This window comes from Burkholderia sp. FERM BP-3421 (assembly GCF_028657905.1).
In the GTDB taxonomy this organism is placed as follows: Bacteria; Pseudomonadota; Gammaproteobacteria; order Burkholderiales; family Burkholderiaceae; genus Burkholderia.
This window is the reverse complement of sequence record NZ_CP117781.1, coordinates 2,359,906-2,373,842: the sequence shown is the minus strand read 5'-3', so window position 1 is coordinate 2,373,842 and position 13,937 is coordinate 2,359,906. Positions and strand designations below refer to the sequence as shown.

Annotated in this window: 15 protein-coding genes; 11 read left to right on the top strand and 4 right to left on the bottom strand. The window is 69.0% G+C overall.

From position 1 onward, the window contains the following. Positions 1–60: 60 nt before the first annotated feature. From Bsp3421_RS13320 to Bsp3421_RS13310, 3 genes are all read right to left on the bottom strand, one after another. The gene (locus Bsp3421_RS13320) at positions 61–1,263 is read right to left on the bottom strand and encodes a multidrug effflux MFS transporter (protein WP_273996417.1); all 1,203 of its coding nucleotides are present in this window, start codon (positions 1,261–1,263) and stop codon (positions 61–63) included. 90 nt (positions 1,264–1,353) lie between these two features. Further along, positions 1,354–1,869, bottom strand: coding sequence for a GNAT family N-acetyltransferase (locus tag Bsp3421_RS13315; RefSeq protein ID WP_273996416.1), 516 nt, complete (start codon positions 1,867–1,869; stop codon positions 1,354–1,356). Positions 1,870–2,065: 196 nt separating this feature from the next. Next, complete coding sequence (locus tag Bsp3421_RS13310; protein WP_273996415.1) at positions 2,066–2,323, bottom strand: YjhX family toxin; 258 nt, start codon at positions 2,321–2,323, stop codon at positions 2,066–2,068. On the opposite strand from Bsp3421_RS13310, the gene Bsp3421_RS13305 reads away from it, so the two are divergent. Together Bsp3421_RS13305 and Bsp3421_RS13300 are read left to right on the top strand one after the other, a co-directional pair. Then, positions 2,322–2,492: a hypothetical protein gene (locus Bsp3421_RS13305; RefSeq protein ID WP_252985715.1), complete on the top strand. Its 171-nt coding sequence runs from the start codon at positions 2,322–2,324 to the stop codon at positions 2,490–2,492. The two genes, Bsp3421_RS13310 and Bsp3421_RS13305, sit on opposite strands and share 2 nt — an antisense overlap. A gap of 283 nt (positions 2,493–2,775) precedes the next feature. Continuing rightward, entirely contained in the window at positions 2,776–3,549 is a 774-nt protein-coding gene (locus Bsp3421_RS13300) for a CDP-diacylglycerol diphosphatase (RefSeq protein ID WP_273996414.1), read from the top strand. 44 nt (positions 3,550–3,593) lie between these two features. Here Bsp3421_RS13300 and Bsp3421_RS13295 read toward each other — a convergent pair whose 3' ends face one another. Continuing rightward, positions 3,594–4,337, bottom strand: coding sequence for a GNAT family N-acetyltransferase (locus Bsp3421_RS13295; protein WP_273996413.1), 744 nt, complete (start codon positions 4,335–4,337; stop codon positions 3,594–3,596). Positions 4,338–4,607: 270 nt separating this feature from the next. Here Bsp3421_RS13295 and Bsp3421_RS13290 point away from each other — a divergent pair, with 270 nt between their 5' ends. From Bsp3421_RS13290 to Bsp3421_RS13250, 9 genes are all read left to right on the top strand, one after another. Further along, positions 4,608–5,645, top strand: coding sequence for a Dyp-type peroxidase (locus tag Bsp3421_RS13290; protein WP_273996412.1), 1,038 nt, complete (start codon positions 4,608–4,610; stop codon positions 5,643–5,645). Continuing rightward, complete coding sequence (locus Bsp3421_RS13285) at positions 5,638–6,432, top strand: family 1 encapsulin nanocompartment shell protein (protein WP_273996411.1); 795 nt, start codon at positions 5,638–5,640, stop codon at positions 6,430–6,432. The genes Bsp3421_RS13290 and Bsp3421_RS13285 overlap by 8 nt, the downstream gene beginning before the upstream one ends. Before the next feature lie 101 nt (positions 6,433–6,533). Further along, positions 6,534–7,418, top strand: coding sequence for a LysR family transcriptional regulator (locus Bsp3421_RS13280; protein ID WP_273996410.1), 885 nt, complete (start codon positions 6,534–6,536; stop codon positions 7,416–7,418). 142 nt (positions 7,419–7,560) lie between these two features. After that, complete coding sequence (locus Bsp3421_RS13275; RefSeq protein ID WP_273996409.1) at positions 7,561–8,493, top strand: AEC family transporter; 933 nt, start codon at positions 7,561–7,563, stop codon at positions 8,491–8,493. A gap of 61 nt (positions 8,494–8,554) precedes the next feature. Next, positions 8,555–9,475: a DMT family transporter gene (locus Bsp3421_RS13270; RefSeq protein WP_273996408.1), complete on the top strand. Its 921-nt coding sequence runs from the start codon at positions 8,555–8,557 to the stop codon at positions 9,473–9,475. A gap of 580 nt (positions 9,476–10,055) precedes the next feature. Continuing rightward, a complete protein-coding gene (locus Bsp3421_RS13265) occupies positions 10,056–10,808 on the top strand; it encodes a hypothetical protein (protein WP_273996407.1) in 753 nt (250 codons plus the stop codon). Between the two features lie 68 nt (positions 10,809–10,876). After that, positions 10,877–11,986 carry a glycosyltransferase family 4 protein gene (locus Bsp3421_RS13260; RefSeq protein WP_273996405.1) on the top strand — a complete coding sequence of 370 codons (1,110 nt, stop codon included), beginning with the start codon at positions 10,877–10,879 and terminating at the stop codon, positions 11,984–11,986. Positions 11,987–12,150: 164 nt separating this feature from the next. Then, positions 12,151–12,519, top strand: coding sequence for a VOC family protein (locus tag Bsp3421_RS13255; RefSeq protein WP_273996404.1), 369 nt, complete (start codon positions 12,151–12,153; stop codon positions 12,517–12,519). 36 nt (positions 12,520–12,555) lie between these two features. Then, positions 12,556–13,590 carry an alpha/beta hydrolase family protein gene (locus Bsp3421_RS13250; protein ID WP_273996403.1) on the top strand — a complete coding sequence of 345 codons (1,035 nt, stop codon included), beginning with the start codon at positions 12,556–12,558 and terminating at the stop codon, positions 13,588–13,590. The last annotated feature ends 347 nt before the right edge of the window (positions 13,591–13,937 follow it).

Below are 13,937 nucleotides of genomic sequence, written 5' to 3'. Positions count from 1 at the left end.
GGAGTATGAAGAACGTCGAGTATCGGGAAGGGAGCCGATTCGGCCTCCTTCCCGGATGGATTACGGAGCGCACGCGCGGGCCGCCGCCCGGCCGCCCAGCGTGAAGCGCGTCAGGACGAGGGCCAGCAGCGCGCTCAGGGTCATGCCCGCCACCATCGGCAGCGGGCTGTCGCTCGAGAACAGGCCCATCAGGCCGGTCGCCACGGCGCCCGTCATCATCTGCAGCGTGCCGAGCAGCGCGGAAGCCGTGCCGGCGATGCTGCCGTGCGTGTCGAGCGCGAGCACCGAGGTGGTGGGAATCATCCATCCCATGAACGCGCTGGCGAAGAAGTACAGCGTCAGCAGCACCCACAGCCGGTCGCCGCCCGCGAGATAGTGCGCGAGCAGGGCCAGCAGCGCGACACTGCATCCGAGCACGCTGAAGCGGATCACCCGCGCGATGCCGAAGCGTTCGCACAAGGGCCCGTTGAGCTGGGCCGCGCCGAAGAACGCAGCCGCGTTCACGCCGAAGGCGATGCCGTAGAGCGTGGGCGACAGGCCGTAGTGCTCGATCAGCACGAACGGCGAGTTGGCCAGGTAGATGAAGAAGATCGCGAACGCGAAGCTGCCGATGAAGACGAGGCCGAGGTAATGGCGGTCGCGCAGCAGCTGCGCATAGGCGCGCAGGACGCTGCCGAGGCTGCTTTCGACGCGCGCGTCGGCGTTGCGCGTTTCCGCCAGCATGCCGGCGGCCAGCGCGAGCCCTGCCACCGCCGCGAACGTCACGGCCCAGAACACGCCGCGCCAGCTGGTATGGGCGATCACGACGCTGCCCACCAGCGGCGCGAGGATCGGCGAGACGCTGAGCACCAGCATCAGCAGCGACATCAGCCGCGCCGCGTCGTTGCCGGTATGCAGGTCGCGCACGACGGCGCGCGGGATCACCATGCCGGCGGCCGCGCCGAGGCCCTGCACGAAGCGCAGCGCGACCAGCGTCTCGATGCGGGTCGCGAGCGCGCAGCCGATGCTCGCGACGACGAACAGCGCGAGGCCGGCATAGAGCGGCGGCTTGCGCCCGACCATGTCCGACACCGGGCCGTAGAACAGCTGGCCGATGCCGAGCGAGACGAAGAACGCGGTGAGGCTCAACTGGACGCTGCCCATGTCCGCGCCCAGGCTGCGGCCGATGACCGGCAGCGCGGGCAGGTACATGTCCACGGCGAACGGCCCGATCGCGGAGATCAGGCCCAGGATCACGGCGACTCTGTAGAAACGGTGATTCATCGATTCATCTCGGTAATGGCGCGTGGACATCGGGCCCGCGCGCGGGGTGTATGCGGAGCGGGGCGCGCGGCGCGCCCCCGCGTCGCCGGTTTATTCGACTGCCTCGAAGGCCGCGTGGTACCGCACGTCGCCGGCGGGGACGTCGCCCGTCAAGGGCAGCGCCTGGAAATATTCCTGCGGGACGCCGGGCAGCGTCAGGCCCGGATGCGTCCGGAACCCGAAGCGCCCGTAATACGCGGGATTGCCGAGCACGACGCAGCCGTGGCCGCCGTGCGCTTTCAATGCGTCGAGCGCGGCCGTGATCAGCAGCGAGCCGATGCCGCGACCCTGCTGGTCGGGCTGCACGGAAACCGGGCCGAGACCGTACCAGCCGGCTGCGCCGGATGCGATCGCGACGGGCGAGATCGCGACGTGGCCCACGACCGCGCCGTCGTGTTCCGCGACGAGGGAGAGGGACAACTGTCCCGCGCGTCGCAGCGCGTCGACGATGAACTGCTCGGTATGGCTCGAATGCGTTTCGTCGCGGAACGCGGCTTCCGTGATCCGGTGGATGCGGTCGAGGTCGGCGTCGCGCTCGGGGCGAATGGTGATGGATGCGTGTTTCATGTCGGTTTGCCTGTCTTGCTCGATGAATGAGGGAGGGCGGGTGCGCCCTCCGTCGGTGTCGGGTCGTCGTTCGGGGTCGGTCGGGCCGCGATCGGTCGGGCCGCGAAGCCCGGCGGCTGACGACGGCCCGTTCCGGGCCTGCCGCCGGCCGCCGCGCGTATCGGGCGCGCATCGTCGCGACGTGGGCGCGCGCGCGTCAGCGGTTGTCCGCTTGCGAACGCACGGCGCGCAGCCCGGCCGGATTGACCCGATACGGCCGGCCGTCCTGGGACCGGATCAGCCGTTTGGTCTTGAGCCGGGTGAAAACGCTCAGCGTGCAGTCGGACAGGACGTACCCGTCGCGGGTGAAACACTGGGCGGATGTGATGTTGCCGGCCGCGTCGCGCGTCAGCACGATGCAGCCACCTTTGGCGAGGACGTGGAGGGTCCGTTGCTCGGGCCTGGAGAGGTTCATGTTGGAATTCGAACGCAGTAATCTGAATGTGCATAACCAGCGCGCACCAAAAACGGGTGCCCGCCAAGCTTTTTTGCCCATCGATAACCGAAACACCTTGCTTGCGCAGGGTTTGGGTTATCGGATTACCGCAATCTCCAACATACAGGCCTTGTTCAATGCAACGTAAAGGAAGCCCTTCGAGGGCCGGGATATCAGCAGGTGCCGGGCAACGTGCCAGCGCCACACCTGAAATATCGAGGTCGGGAGGATAGCACATCGGCGGCGCAGCGAAAAGCCGGCGGCCGCTGGCGCGAGGCGCGCGCACGCGCTCAAGGCAGACGTCGCGCGCGTCGAGGCGTCCCGTCGCGACGGCTTCGGCGGCGACGGCTCGCGACGCCGGTTTCCCTCCGGCCCGTCACGCTCTTATCATGCGTGCTGCGATGCGGGCCCTGTCAATTGTCGAGGTGTCGATGAATCGGAAAATCACGTTTTCCCTCGTGCCGGTTGTGCTGCTGGTCGCGGTTCTCGCGGCGTATTTCCTGTATGGTCGCGGCAATCCCCATGCGCTGTGGGAGATCGTCAGCCAGCGGTGCGTGCCGGACCAGACCGCGAACGGCAAACCCGATCCGTGCCTGAAGGTCGATCTCGCCGCGCAGTACGTGGTGCTCAAGGATCTGCGCGGCCCGTATCACGACCTGGTCATGCCGACCCACCGCGTGACGGGCATCGAGTCGCCGCTGCTTCAGGCGGCCGGCGCGCCGAGTTTCTTCGCGGCCGCGTGGAACGAACGCGGCCGCCTCGCGCAGGAATTCGGCAGGCCGATCGACGATGCCTATCTGTCGTTCGCGATCAACTCGAAATACGGGCGCTCGCAGGATCAGCTGCACATCCACGTGTCCTGTCTGAAGCCCGAGGTCTATCACCTGCTGGAAGGGGCGCAGCGCGACATCGGCCCGGACTGGGCGCCGCTCGCGCAGCGGATCAACGGGCACGTCTATCTGGCGAAGCGCCTCGGTTCGGACGACCTGGTCCGCGAGAATCCGTTCAGGATCGTCGACGCCTATGCGCGGCGCCGCGAGGACAGCATCGCGAAGTTCGGCCTCGCCGTGGTCAGGCTGCGGGACGGCGGCATGGCCTTGCTGGCGAATCGACTGGACGTCATCCCGGATTTCAACTGGGGCTCCGCGGAAGAAATCCAGGACTTCACGTGCGCGGTGGTCGGCGGCGCGGCCGCGCACCAGTAAGCGCCCGCCACCGCCTGCCGCGTTCCCGCGCGAGCGCGCCGCGCTTACACGTCGGAATCGGGCGACACGACTTCCCAGGTGCCGTACGTGGTCAGGCCGACGGAGCGCGCCAGCGCCACCGATGCGGCGTTGTCGAGCTGACAGCGATACTGCGGCTCGCATCCCTGCGCATAGGCATGCCGGCAGAGCGCGCGCACCACCTTGCGCGCGTGGCCGTGCCCGCGCGCGTGAGCGAGCGTGAGCACGCCGAGGTCGGCCAGGCGCGAGTCTTCCCACGCGTACATGCTGGCCGCGCTGACGAGCCGCTCGCCTTGGAACGCACCGAATACCGCCCGGTGCGCCAGTTCCACGTAGGCGTCGTCGAGGTCCTGCTCCGATGCGCACGACTCGAACGCGGCAAACGCCTCGGCATCGCGCGTCGTCAGCGCGCGCACGCCGGGAGGCTCGGGCTCCGCCAGCAGCGCGTATTTTTCCGCCGCCGAAAAGTAGAGCAGGTAATCCGCGCCATGCAGGACGAGGTTGGCGTCCGCGAGGCGACGGCGGAAGCTGTCCGCCGACGGCTTGCGCAGTTCACGCAGGCCCATGCGTCCGGCCAGCTCGGGCGTGACGACCGCCATCGCCAGGCCGTCGGGGCGCGTCAGCACCATGACCCGCGAATCGTCGTCGAGATCGGGATTGGCGGCGAGCGTGAAGCGCGCGTCGCGGTACAGGATCTCGCCGCTCAGGAACGACGCATTCCAGAAGTTGGAGATCGTGGTCGAGAAGCGAGGGGCCGGGCGGTCGGTCATCGTGTCGTTCGGTGGTGGCGTGATGGACGGGGCGCGGGCCGCCGGCGGCCCGCCCGGGTATCGGCGGCGCGTCCGGCGCGTCCAAGCGACACACGATCGTAACCGATGCGCATCGGCCTTGCAGGCGCCGCGGCCGGGCGGCTCCCCCGGCCTCGATCAGGCGGGACGCGGGGCCGCGCCGCACGCTGCGCGCGGCCGCGTCGCGTTGACAATCGACGACGCTGCATATAAGAATGAGTGCCCCCCGCCCCCCCAGAAGAGCGCGCGCCGATGCCCGTCGATCTCCCCGAACCGCAAGCCGTTTCCAGCCCCGTCACCCGCAGCGCCATCTTCATCGTCGCCACCCTCGCCGCCGGCGCGGCCCAGGCCGGCACCGTGCGCGCCTGGTGCGCCGACGTCGCGGCGCTGGTCCGCGCGGTCGGCTCGCGCGTGCCGGCCGGCAACCTGTCGTGCGTGTGCGGCTTCAGTTCCGGCGCCTGGGACTCGCTGTTCGGCGCGCCGCGCCCCGCCGCGCTGCATCCGTTCCGCGAGTTCGGCGCGGGCGGGCGCGTCGCGGCGGCGACGCCCGGCGATCTGCTGCTGCATATCCGCGCGGACGCGGCCGACCTGTGCTTCGAACTCGCGACGCAACTGCTCGCGCGTCTTGGCGACGCCGTCACGGTGGTCGACGAGGTGCATGGCTTCCGCTATTTCGATCAGCGCAGCATGGTCGGCTTCGTCGACGGCACGGAGAATCCGGTCGGCCGCGAGGCCGCGCATTTCACCGAGATCGGCGCCGACGATCCCGGGTTCGCGGCCGGCAGCTACGTGATCGTGCAGAAGTACCTGCACGACATGGCCGCCTGGAACGCGCTGCCCGTCGACATGCAGGAACGCATCATCGGCCGCACCAAGCACGACAACATCGAACTCGACGACACGGCCAAGCCGAGCTGGGCGCACAACGCGCTGACGTCGATCGTCGAGGACGGCGAGGAGGTCAAGATCCTGCGCGACAACATGCCGTTCGGCCGTCCCGGCGCGAACGAGTTCGGCACGTACTTCATCGGCTACGCGCGCACCCCCGCGCCGATCGAACAGATGCTCGAGAACATGTTCGTCGGCGTGCCGCCCGGCAATTACGATCGTCTGCTCGACTACAGCCGCGCGGTGACGGGCGGGCTGTTCTTCGTGCCGTCCGCGACGCTGCTGGAAACGCTTGCCGAGCGCGTGCCCGACGCGGCCGCGCCCGCTTCCGACGCGCCCGTTGCCGAGGTCGGCGACGGCTCCCTGAACATCGGCTCACTCAAAGGAACGCACCATGAATAACCTGCATCGTGAACTCGCGCCCATTTCGGCCGCCGCCTGGTCGCAGATCGAGGAGGAGGTCGCGCGCACCTTCAGGCGTTCCGTCGCGGGCCGCCGCGTGGTCGACGTCAAGGGGCCGAACGGCGCGGCGTTCGCGGGCGTCGGCACCGGTCACCAGCGTGCGATCACGGCGCCCCAGCAAGGCGTGGGCGCGCGGCTGCGCGACTATCGCGGGGTGGTCGAGCTGACGGTGCCGTTCGAGCTGCAGCGCGAGGCGATCGACGATGTCGAGCGCGGCTCCAACGATTCCGACTGGCAGCCCGCGAAGGACGCGGCCAAGGCGCTGGCGTTCGCGGAAGACCGGGCGATCTTCGACGGCTACAAGGCGGCCGGGATCGTCGGCGTGCGCGAGGGCGCGTCGAATCCGAAGGTCGCGCTGCCGAAGAGCGTCGCCGACTACCCGGCCGCGATCAGCGGCGCGCTCGAAGCGCTGAAGCTCGCGGGCGTCGACGGTCCGTATTCGGTGCTGCTCGGCGCCGATGCGTACACCGCGCTCAACGAGGCCAGCGACCAGGGCTATCCGGTCGTCGAGCACATCAAGCGCATCGTCAACGGCGAGATCGTGTGGGCGCCCGCGCTCACGGGCGGCAGCGTGTTGTCGACCCGGGGCGGCGATTTCGAGCTGCATCTCGGCCAGGATCTGTCGATCGGATATCAAAGCCACACGGACAAGCTCGTGAAGCTCTACTTGCGCGAAACCTTCACGTTCCTGATGCTGACGGGCGAGGCCTCGGTCCGGGTCGGCTGACCTGCCCGCGGCGCCGGCCGGTCCGCCGCGCGCCGCCCGCGCTCCTTCTTCCGGCCCCGCGCCGCCAGCAGGCGGACACGGGGCATCTTCCTCATCCCGCCATGTCACTCCGCGCCCTGAGAACCCTGGTCGCCGTCGCCCGTCATCAGACCTTCGCGCGCGCCGGCGAGGCGATCGGCCTCACGCAGTCGGCGGTGAGCCTGCAGATCAAGACCCTCGAAAGCGAATTCAACGTGCAGCTGTTCGACCGCACGCGGCGGCAGCCGATGCTGACCGAGGCCGGCCGCATCCTGCTCGCGCAGGCGGAGCAGGTGCTCGCGCTGTACGACCGGATTCCCGATGCGCTCAGCGACGAACAGCGGCTGGTCGGGCGGCTGCGCGTCGGCGCGATCCAGACGGCGCTGTCCGGCCCGCTGCCGGACGCGCTGCTGGCGATCCGGCGCGCGCATCCGTCCTTGCGCATCCACGTGTCGGCGGGCATGTCGATCGAGCTTGCGCATCGGGTCGCGGCGGGCGAACTCGACGCGGCCGTCACGACCCAGCCGGTCCGGCCGTATCCGGCCGGGCTCGCGTGGACGACGCTGTACGAAGATCGCTTCTGGCTGCTCGCGCCGCTGCAATACGCGACGCGCGATGCGCGCGCCTTGCTCGAGGCGCTGCCGTTCATCCGCTTCGACGCGCAGGCATGGGCGGGCCGGATGATCGCCGCCGAACTGCGTCGGCTCGGCGTGCGGGTGCGCGAGGAGATGGTGCTCGACAGCGCGGAGACGATCGTCCGGATGGTCGCGAACGGCCTCGGCGCGGCGATCGTCGCGCTGCCCGACGCAACGCTCGCGCGCCTGCCGCCCGTCGCGCGGCTGCCGTTCGGGCAGCCGCAGATGGGCCGCCCGGTCGTGCTGCTCGAACACCAGTCGCGCCCCGCGCAGCGCTTCGCGCAGGCCTTCGCCGCCCAGGTCGCCGAATCTGGCATGAGAATTTCTTATTGATCGCCCGAGAATTCACCATTATTTCCGTGGGTTCAACGTGCTAACTTGGCGACGTCGTCCATTCAACGAGCGTCACCATGTCGTACCGAGGGCGGGTTTCCATCGCGGCACATCGTGAGCCGCACGGCAGCGGGGCGCGACGATGAGCGCCGCCATCGTGCTGGCGCTCGCGCCGGTCGCGCTGCTGGTCGCGCTGGGCCATGCGCTCGCGCGCGGCGGTGTCGTCACCGCCGCGTTCTGGTCGCAGGCCGAGCGGCTCTGTTATTACCTCCTGCTGCCCGCGCTGTTCGCCGATCATCTCGCGAGCGTGCGTCTGTCGTCGCTGCCGGTCGCGCCGCTCGCGCTCACGCTGGTCGGCTCCACCGCGCTGGTCGCGGGCGGGCTCGCGCTGGCGCGTCCGCTCGTCCGCGTCGACGGAGCCGCGTTCACGTCGGTGTTCCAGGGGGCGATCCGCTTCAACAACTACGTCGGCGCGGCGGTCGCGGTCGCGCTGTTCGGCGCGCAGGGCGGGGCGCTCGCCGCCGTGTGCGTGGCGATCATCGTGCCGCTCGTGAACCTGATCTGCGTCGCGGTGTTCGCCTGCCACGGCGCGTTGCGTCCCGACGCCCGCGCGCTCGCGCGTCATGTGCTCGCGAATCCGCTCGTGCTCGGCTGCCTGCTCGGCATCGCGCTGCAGACGGCCGGCGTCGGCTTTCCGCCCGTGATCGCGCCGGTCGTGCGCGCGCTCGGCGCGGCGTCGATGCCACTGGGCCTGATGTGCGTCGGCGCCGCGCTGCGCTTCGGCGCGCTGCGCGCCTGGGCGGGGCCGGTCGCGGTCGCCTCGGCGTGCAAGTTCGTCGCGCTGCCCGCTGCCGCATGGCTGGTCGGGCATGCGCTCGGCCTGGGCGGCGCGGCGCTGACGGTCGCGCTGCTGTTCCAGGCGCTGCCGACGTCCTCCGCGTCCTACCTGATGGCGCGCCAGCTCGGCGGCGACGCGCCGCTGATGGCCGGCATCACCGCGCTCCAGACGCTCGCCGCGATGGCGGCCGTGCCGCTCGTCGTCGGCGCGCTCGACGCGTGGCCGGGCTGGCGCTGATTGTTCCTCTCGACTCGATCTCATGCATACCCGAACCGCCCCGTCTCCCCTCGATCAAGCGATGGCATCGTCATCGGCACCCGATGCGCCCGCGCGCGCCGCCATCTATGCGAAGCTGACGCTGGTCGCGTTGTTCTGGGGCGGGACCTTCGTCGCCGGCCGCCTGCTGGCCGGCGCGATGTCGCCGTCGCAGGCGGCGATGGGCCGCTTCGGCGTCGCCGCCGTGCTGCTGGTGTTGCTGGCGTGGCGGTACGAGGGCGGGCTGCCGCGACTCGATGCGCGCCAGGTCGCGACGACCTTCGCGCTCGGGCTGACCGGCATCTTCGCCTACAACCTGTGCTTTTTCGCCGCGCTGGCCCGCATGCCGGCCGGCCGCACCGCGCTGTTCGTCGCGCTGACGCCGATCGTCACCGCGCTGCTGTTGGCGGGCCTGCTGCGCGAGCGGATGTCGGCGACGCGCTGGATCGGCATCGGGATCGCGTTGTCGGGCGCGCTGCTCGTGATCGGTCGCGGGCACCTGCTCGCGCTGTTCAGCGACTTGCGCGGCACCTTCGGCGCGGGCGAGTGCTACATGCTCGGCGCGGTCGCGAGCTGGAGCGCGTATACGATCATCGGCCGCCACGCGCTCAAGGGGCTTTCGCCGCTGGCCGCGACGACCTACGCCACGCTGTGGGGGCTCGCGCTGCTGGTTGGCGCGCATCTGCTGACGCCCGCGACGGGCGAGGGCGCGGGCATCGGCTGGCAGGCGGCGGTCGCGATCCTGTACCTCGGCGCGATCGGCACGGTGGTCGGGTTCGTCTGGTATTACCAGGGCATTCGCGCGCTCGGGCCGGCGCGCGCGGCGGTCTTCACCAATCTCGTGCCGGTGTTCGGCGTGCTGCTCGCGGTCGGGCTGCTCGGCGAGACGCTGAGCCTGTCGATGCTCGCGGGCGGGGCGCTCGTCATCGCCGGGGTCGCGCTGGCCAATCGCGGAGCGCGCTGACCAATCGCGGGGCGCGCTGAGGCGGCGCGGAGCGTGGGCGACGCGGGTGGCGGTGGCCGGCCGTCGGGCGGGAGCGGGAGAGGCAACGCGAATCCGCTTTGAGCCGTCGCCGCGTATCCGCGCGCCCATTCGATTGTCGGCAGCGGTGCTGCCTCCGAGGTGCCGGCGCAGTGCGGACCTACCGGGTTTCGGTCACGCGCGGCGCAGGCCGGCTGGTGAAATCGGAAGAACCGATCCAGCAACACGCGAGCGCGAGCGACTGCAACCCGCGCCGCGGTCGGCGCGGCTCCCTGTCCGGGTGGAGCCCGCGGTGGCGCTTCCACCCAAGCGACGCGGACGGCTTCGGCGTTTTCGCGCTTTGCCTGCGCGTACCGACAGGCATGGTTTTCCGATTGTAAGGAAAAGAAGCGGATCGTCAGCACATCGAACTCGATCGCTCCGATGAGCGGTATGCTGTCGGGCACAGGAGCATGCGATCCCGATCCGCCGCCGCGCGGCGGACGAGGTATCCGTCGGCGCGCCCGTTCGCGCAGCGCCGACGGCGGCGCCTCCCGCTCACATGGAGAACAAGGAACCGTTCATGTCCGACACATTTTCGCTTGCCGTCGCCACGCCCTCGCATAGAGGGCTCTTCACCACGTCCTATGTCCGCAGCGTCTGGGGGCTCCAGAAAGCCTGCCTCGCTCGCGGGATACGTGTCGAACTCCTGACGTTGACCAATCAGAGCTTGGTCGACCGGGCGAGAAACATCATTACGAGCTTCTTTCTTTACAAGACCGACTACAGCCACATGCTGTTTCTCGACGACGACATGGGCTTCAATGTCGACGACATCATGCGCATGCTCGACTGGCATCAATACGACGTGGTGGCCGCCATGTATCCACGCAAGGAGATCGACTGGACCCGGATCAAGGAGGCCGTACTGGCGCATCCGGAGATCGACCCCGCGCTGTTGCCGCAGATAGCCGGCCAGTACGGGGGCATGCACACGTTCCTGCAGGAAGGCGATACGCCGGCGGGCGCGCTCGACGCGCCGATGCCGGTGCGCGAAACCGGCACCGGCATCATGCTGATTGCGCGTGCGTGTCTTGAGCATCTGGCGCAACAGAATATTCCCAGCGCCAAACCCGGCGGCGCGACGGACTTTCCCGTCCATGAATTCTTCAGCCAGAAAGTCATCGACGACCGGCTCGTCGGCGAGGATTTCTACTTCTGCAATCTCGTGAGGGAGCACGGCCGGACGGTCTATGGATGCGCGTGGCCCAATGTCGTTCATACGGGGACATGCGATTTCATCGGGGATTTTCCGTCGATTATGTCGCTATCCTGATCATTTGGCGTGGAAGGGATCTGGAATATCGACATCGGGCGTGGGCGGCGCCACATGGGGGTTTTTCAATGAAGCTGGCTTTTCTGGATCCGATGTCTTGGGACTACGACACGGAGACGCCCTTGCTCCGTCCACTCGGAGGCTCGCAATCGGCTTTGTGCTATCTGGCGGCCGAGCTGGCCAGGCAGGGCCAAGACGTCTCGATTATCAACGGCGCCAGCGAGCCGGGGCGAGATGCGAATGGCGTACGAATTCTCTCGTATCTTCATGCGCTTCAGGACACGACGCTGATGAACGGCTTTGATGCGGTCATTGTGCTGAATCTGGCTGTCGGCAACACGTTGCGAGACACGTTGGGAATCAAAGTCCCCCTTGTCTTGTGGACCGGCCATGCGTCCGACCAGCAAGCCGTGGCGCAACTGCGGCAGAGTCAGGAGCGCGCGGCTTGGCGGGGCTTTGCATTTGTCAGCCAGTGGCAGGCCGCCGCCTATCAGAGGGCATTTTCGATCCCGCCCGACAAGGGCAAGGTCATTCACAACGGGATCGCCCCTGCGTTCGCCTCCGAAGCCGTCTCTTTGCCCTGGTATGCCGGGCGACGCGATCCCGTACTCGCGTACACCAGCACGCCCTTCAGGGGGCTTTCCCATCTCCTCGACGCGTTTCCGGCCATCCGCGATGCGGTTCCGAATGTTCGTCTGAAGGTCTTTTCCAGTATGGCCGTCTACAACGTCGCTCCTGAGCAGGATGAGTACCAGGACATTTATGAACGTTGTCGTCGAATGGAGGGCGTCACGTATGTCAGCGCGATCAGCCAGCCGGCGCTGGCAAAAGAACTGTCGCAATGCGCCGCTCTGGCTTATCCGTCCGTTTTCGCTGAAACGTTCTGCATCGCGGCGGCCGAGGCATTGGCCAGTGGCGCAAGTTTGCTGACCACCAACTGGGGGGCGCTGCCATCCCTGTTCGGTGAGTACGGAGCGTTCATGGACCTGCCCTCGGATCATCGGGAATGGGCGCCTCTGTACAGTGCGCTCGTGATCGACAGCCTCGAGAGGGATCTCGCGGAGCCGGAGGCGAGTCAGATCCGACGGCAGGCGCGTATCGAAGCCGTGCGTCAACGTTTCTCCTGGCCGTCCTTGGCGGGATCCTGGGTCGGTTGGCTGGATGCCGTTCTCGCCTAGTCCGCTGGACGGAATGAATGGGGCTGGATACGGACAGGCCCGTTCTCAACAGGCGATTCGATGACGATCTCCCGTTCGCCTCACCTCATCGCACTCTGCTGACAGATTCTGACAGTGACGACGCGTAGGATCGGCGTCGTCATTTTCGTGTCAGGAGGACAACGATGACCGCACCCAATCTCGTGATTCTTTACGTCGACGATCCGCTGCGCAGCGCCGGATTTTATGAAAAACTGTCCGGCCGCGCGCCGGCGGCCGTATTCCCGACCTACGTGGCCTTTGCCTTCGACAACGGCTTGCAGCTCGGTTTGTGGTCGACGCGCGCGGAGAATTTCGTATCGGGCGGCACGGGGCATCGCTCGGAACTGACGTTCCTGGCCGACACCGAGGCCGAGGTGGACCGGCTCCACGCGGCATGGCGCGCGCTCGGCGTGACGATCGAGCAGGCGCCGATGGCGGCGGTGTTCGGGCGCACGTTCGTCGCGCTCGATCCGGACGGGCACCGGCTGCGGGTCTGCACCCCGGACAAATAGCACGGCCGGCGTGCACATCGAACCAGGAGGCGTGGCATGAAGGGCGACGTGGGGCAACGACAACAGGGCGACGCCGCGCCGCGCGTGGGCGGCGGCGCGGCGCGCCTGCGTCGGCGTGCGGCCTGCTGGCTGCTTGCCGGCGCGCTCGGCGCGGCGATTGCGCTACCCGCGACGCCCGCCGCGTCGGCCGAGGCGCTGTTGTCGCCGTTTCCGATCGAACGGGACGACCACAGCCGTATCGATTACTACCTCGAACGCCGCGCGCCGTCCGCGCGCGGCGGCACCTTGCTCGTGGTGCTGCAGGGTTCGGACTGCAACAGCGTCAGGCAAGTCGAGGCGATCCGCCGCGATCTGGCCGGCGTGCTGCCCGACGCGGATCTGCTGACGATCGAGAAGTACGGCATCACGGCGGCGTTGCCCTACAGCGCGGACCCGGACCGGCCGGATTGCCCGGCCGCCCATGTGGAGCACGACACGCCCATGCGGCGCGCGCGCGACGCGGCGGCGGTCGTTGCGCGGCTGGCGGCCGAGAACGGATACGCGAAGGTCGTGGCGATCGGCGGCAGCGAGGGCGGGGTCGTCGCGAACCTGCTGACGGCGCGCTCGACGCTCGTCGACGCGACGATCGCGTTCGGAGGCGGCGGCCGCTGGTTTCTCGACGACGTGCTGCATAGCATCGCAGTCTCCGATCTGCCTGCCGCGCAGCGCGCCCAGGCCGTCGGCGGCATGCGTGCGCTGGCCCGGTCGATCGCGGATGGCGAGCCGGTGCCCGCGATGAGCGGCCACGGCGTCGCATGGTGGCGGACCGTGTTCGGCACCGATCAGCTGGCTGTGTTGCGCGAGGTGCGTACGCCCGTGCTGCTGATCCAGGGCGCGGAGGACGAGGCGGCATCGACGGCCGCCGCACGGCGACTTGCCGTCGCGCTCGCGAGGGCGGGGCGCGACAACGTCCGCCTGGTGGTCTACCCCGGGCTGGATCATCGCCTGCGCGGGCCCGACGGCGTCAGCCAGATGGCGCGCGTAGCCGCCGACATGACGACCTGGCTGCGCGAACGCGGGTTCGCGGATTGAGCGGCCGCGCGGCGGCGGCAGGCAGCGGACCTTCGGTCCGCCGGCCGCGAGCCGCCGAAGCCGCGCCGAAGCCGCGCCGAAGCCGCGCCGAAGCCGCGCCGAAGCCGCGCCGAAGCCGCGCCGAAGCCGCGCCGAAGCCGCGCCGAAGCCGCGCCGAAGCCGCGCCGAAGCCGCGCCGAAGCCGCGCCGAAGCCGCGCCGAAACCGCGCCGAAACCGCGCCGAAACCGCGCCGAAACCGCGCCGAAACCGCGCCGAAGCCACGCCGAAGCCACGCCGAAACTGCGCCGAAACTGCGCCGAAGCCCCCGAAGCCCCGAAGCCAGCGCCGAACATCAACGGAACATGAA

Coding starts and splice junctions, on each gene's coding strand:
- Bsp3421_RS13320 (WP_273996417.1), bottom strand. CDS start 1,263: ATGAATCACCGTTTCTACAGAGTCGCCGTGATCCTGGGCCTGATCTCC.
- Bsp3421_RS13315 (WP_273996416.1), bottom strand. CDS start 1,869: ATGAAACACGCATCCATCACCATTCGCCCCGAGCGCGACGCCGACCTC.
- Bsp3421_RS13305 (WP_252985715.1), top strand. CDS start 2,322: ATGTTGGAATTCGAACGCAGTAATCTGAATGTGCATAACCAGCGCGCA.
- Bsp3421_RS13310 (WP_273996415.1), bottom strand. CDS start 2,323: ATGAACCTCTCCAGGCCCGAGCAACGGACCCTCCACGTCCTCGCCAAA.
- Bsp3421_RS13300 (WP_273996414.1), top strand. CDS start 2,776: ATGAATCGGAAAATCACGTTTTCCCTCGTGCCGGTTGTGCTGCTGGTC.
- Bsp3421_RS13295 (WP_273996413.1), bottom strand. CDS start 4,337: ATGACCGACCGCCCGGCCCCTCGCTTCTCGACCACGATCTCCAACTTC.
- Bsp3421_RS13290 (WP_273996412.1), top strand. CDS start 4,608: ATGCCCGTCGATCTCCCCGAACCGCAAGCCGTTTCCAGCCCCGTCACC.
- Bsp3421_RS13285 (WP_273996411.1), top strand. CDS start 5,638: ATGAATAACCTGCATCGTGAACTCGCGCCCATTTCGGCCGCCGCCTGG.
- Bsp3421_RS13280 (WP_273996410.1), top strand. CDS start 6,534: ATGTCACTCCGCGCCCTGAGAACCCTGGTCGCCGTCGCCCGTCATCAG.
- Bsp3421_RS13275 (WP_273996409.1), top strand. CDS start 7,561: ATGAGCGCCGCCATCGTGCTGGCGCTCGCGCCGGTCGCGCTGCTGGTC.
- Bsp3421_RS13270 (WP_273996408.1), top strand. CDS start 8,555: ATGGCATCGTCATCGGCACCCGATGCGCCCGCGCGCGCCGCCATCTAT.
- Bsp3421_RS13265 (WP_273996407.1), top strand. CDS start 10,056: ATGTCCGACACATTTTCGCTTGCCGTCGCCACGCCCTCGCATAGAGGG.
- Bsp3421_RS13260 (WP_273996405.1), top strand. CDS start 10,877: ATGAAGCTGGCTTTTCTGGATCCGATGTCTTGGGACTACGACACGGAG.
- Bsp3421_RS13255 (WP_273996404.1), top strand. CDS start 12,151: ATGACCGCACCCAATCTCGTGATTCTTTACGTCGACGATCCGCTGCGC.
- Bsp3421_RS13250 (WP_273996403.1), top strand. CDS start 12,556: ATGAAGGGCGACGTGGGGCAACGACAACAGGGCGACGCCGCGCCGCGC.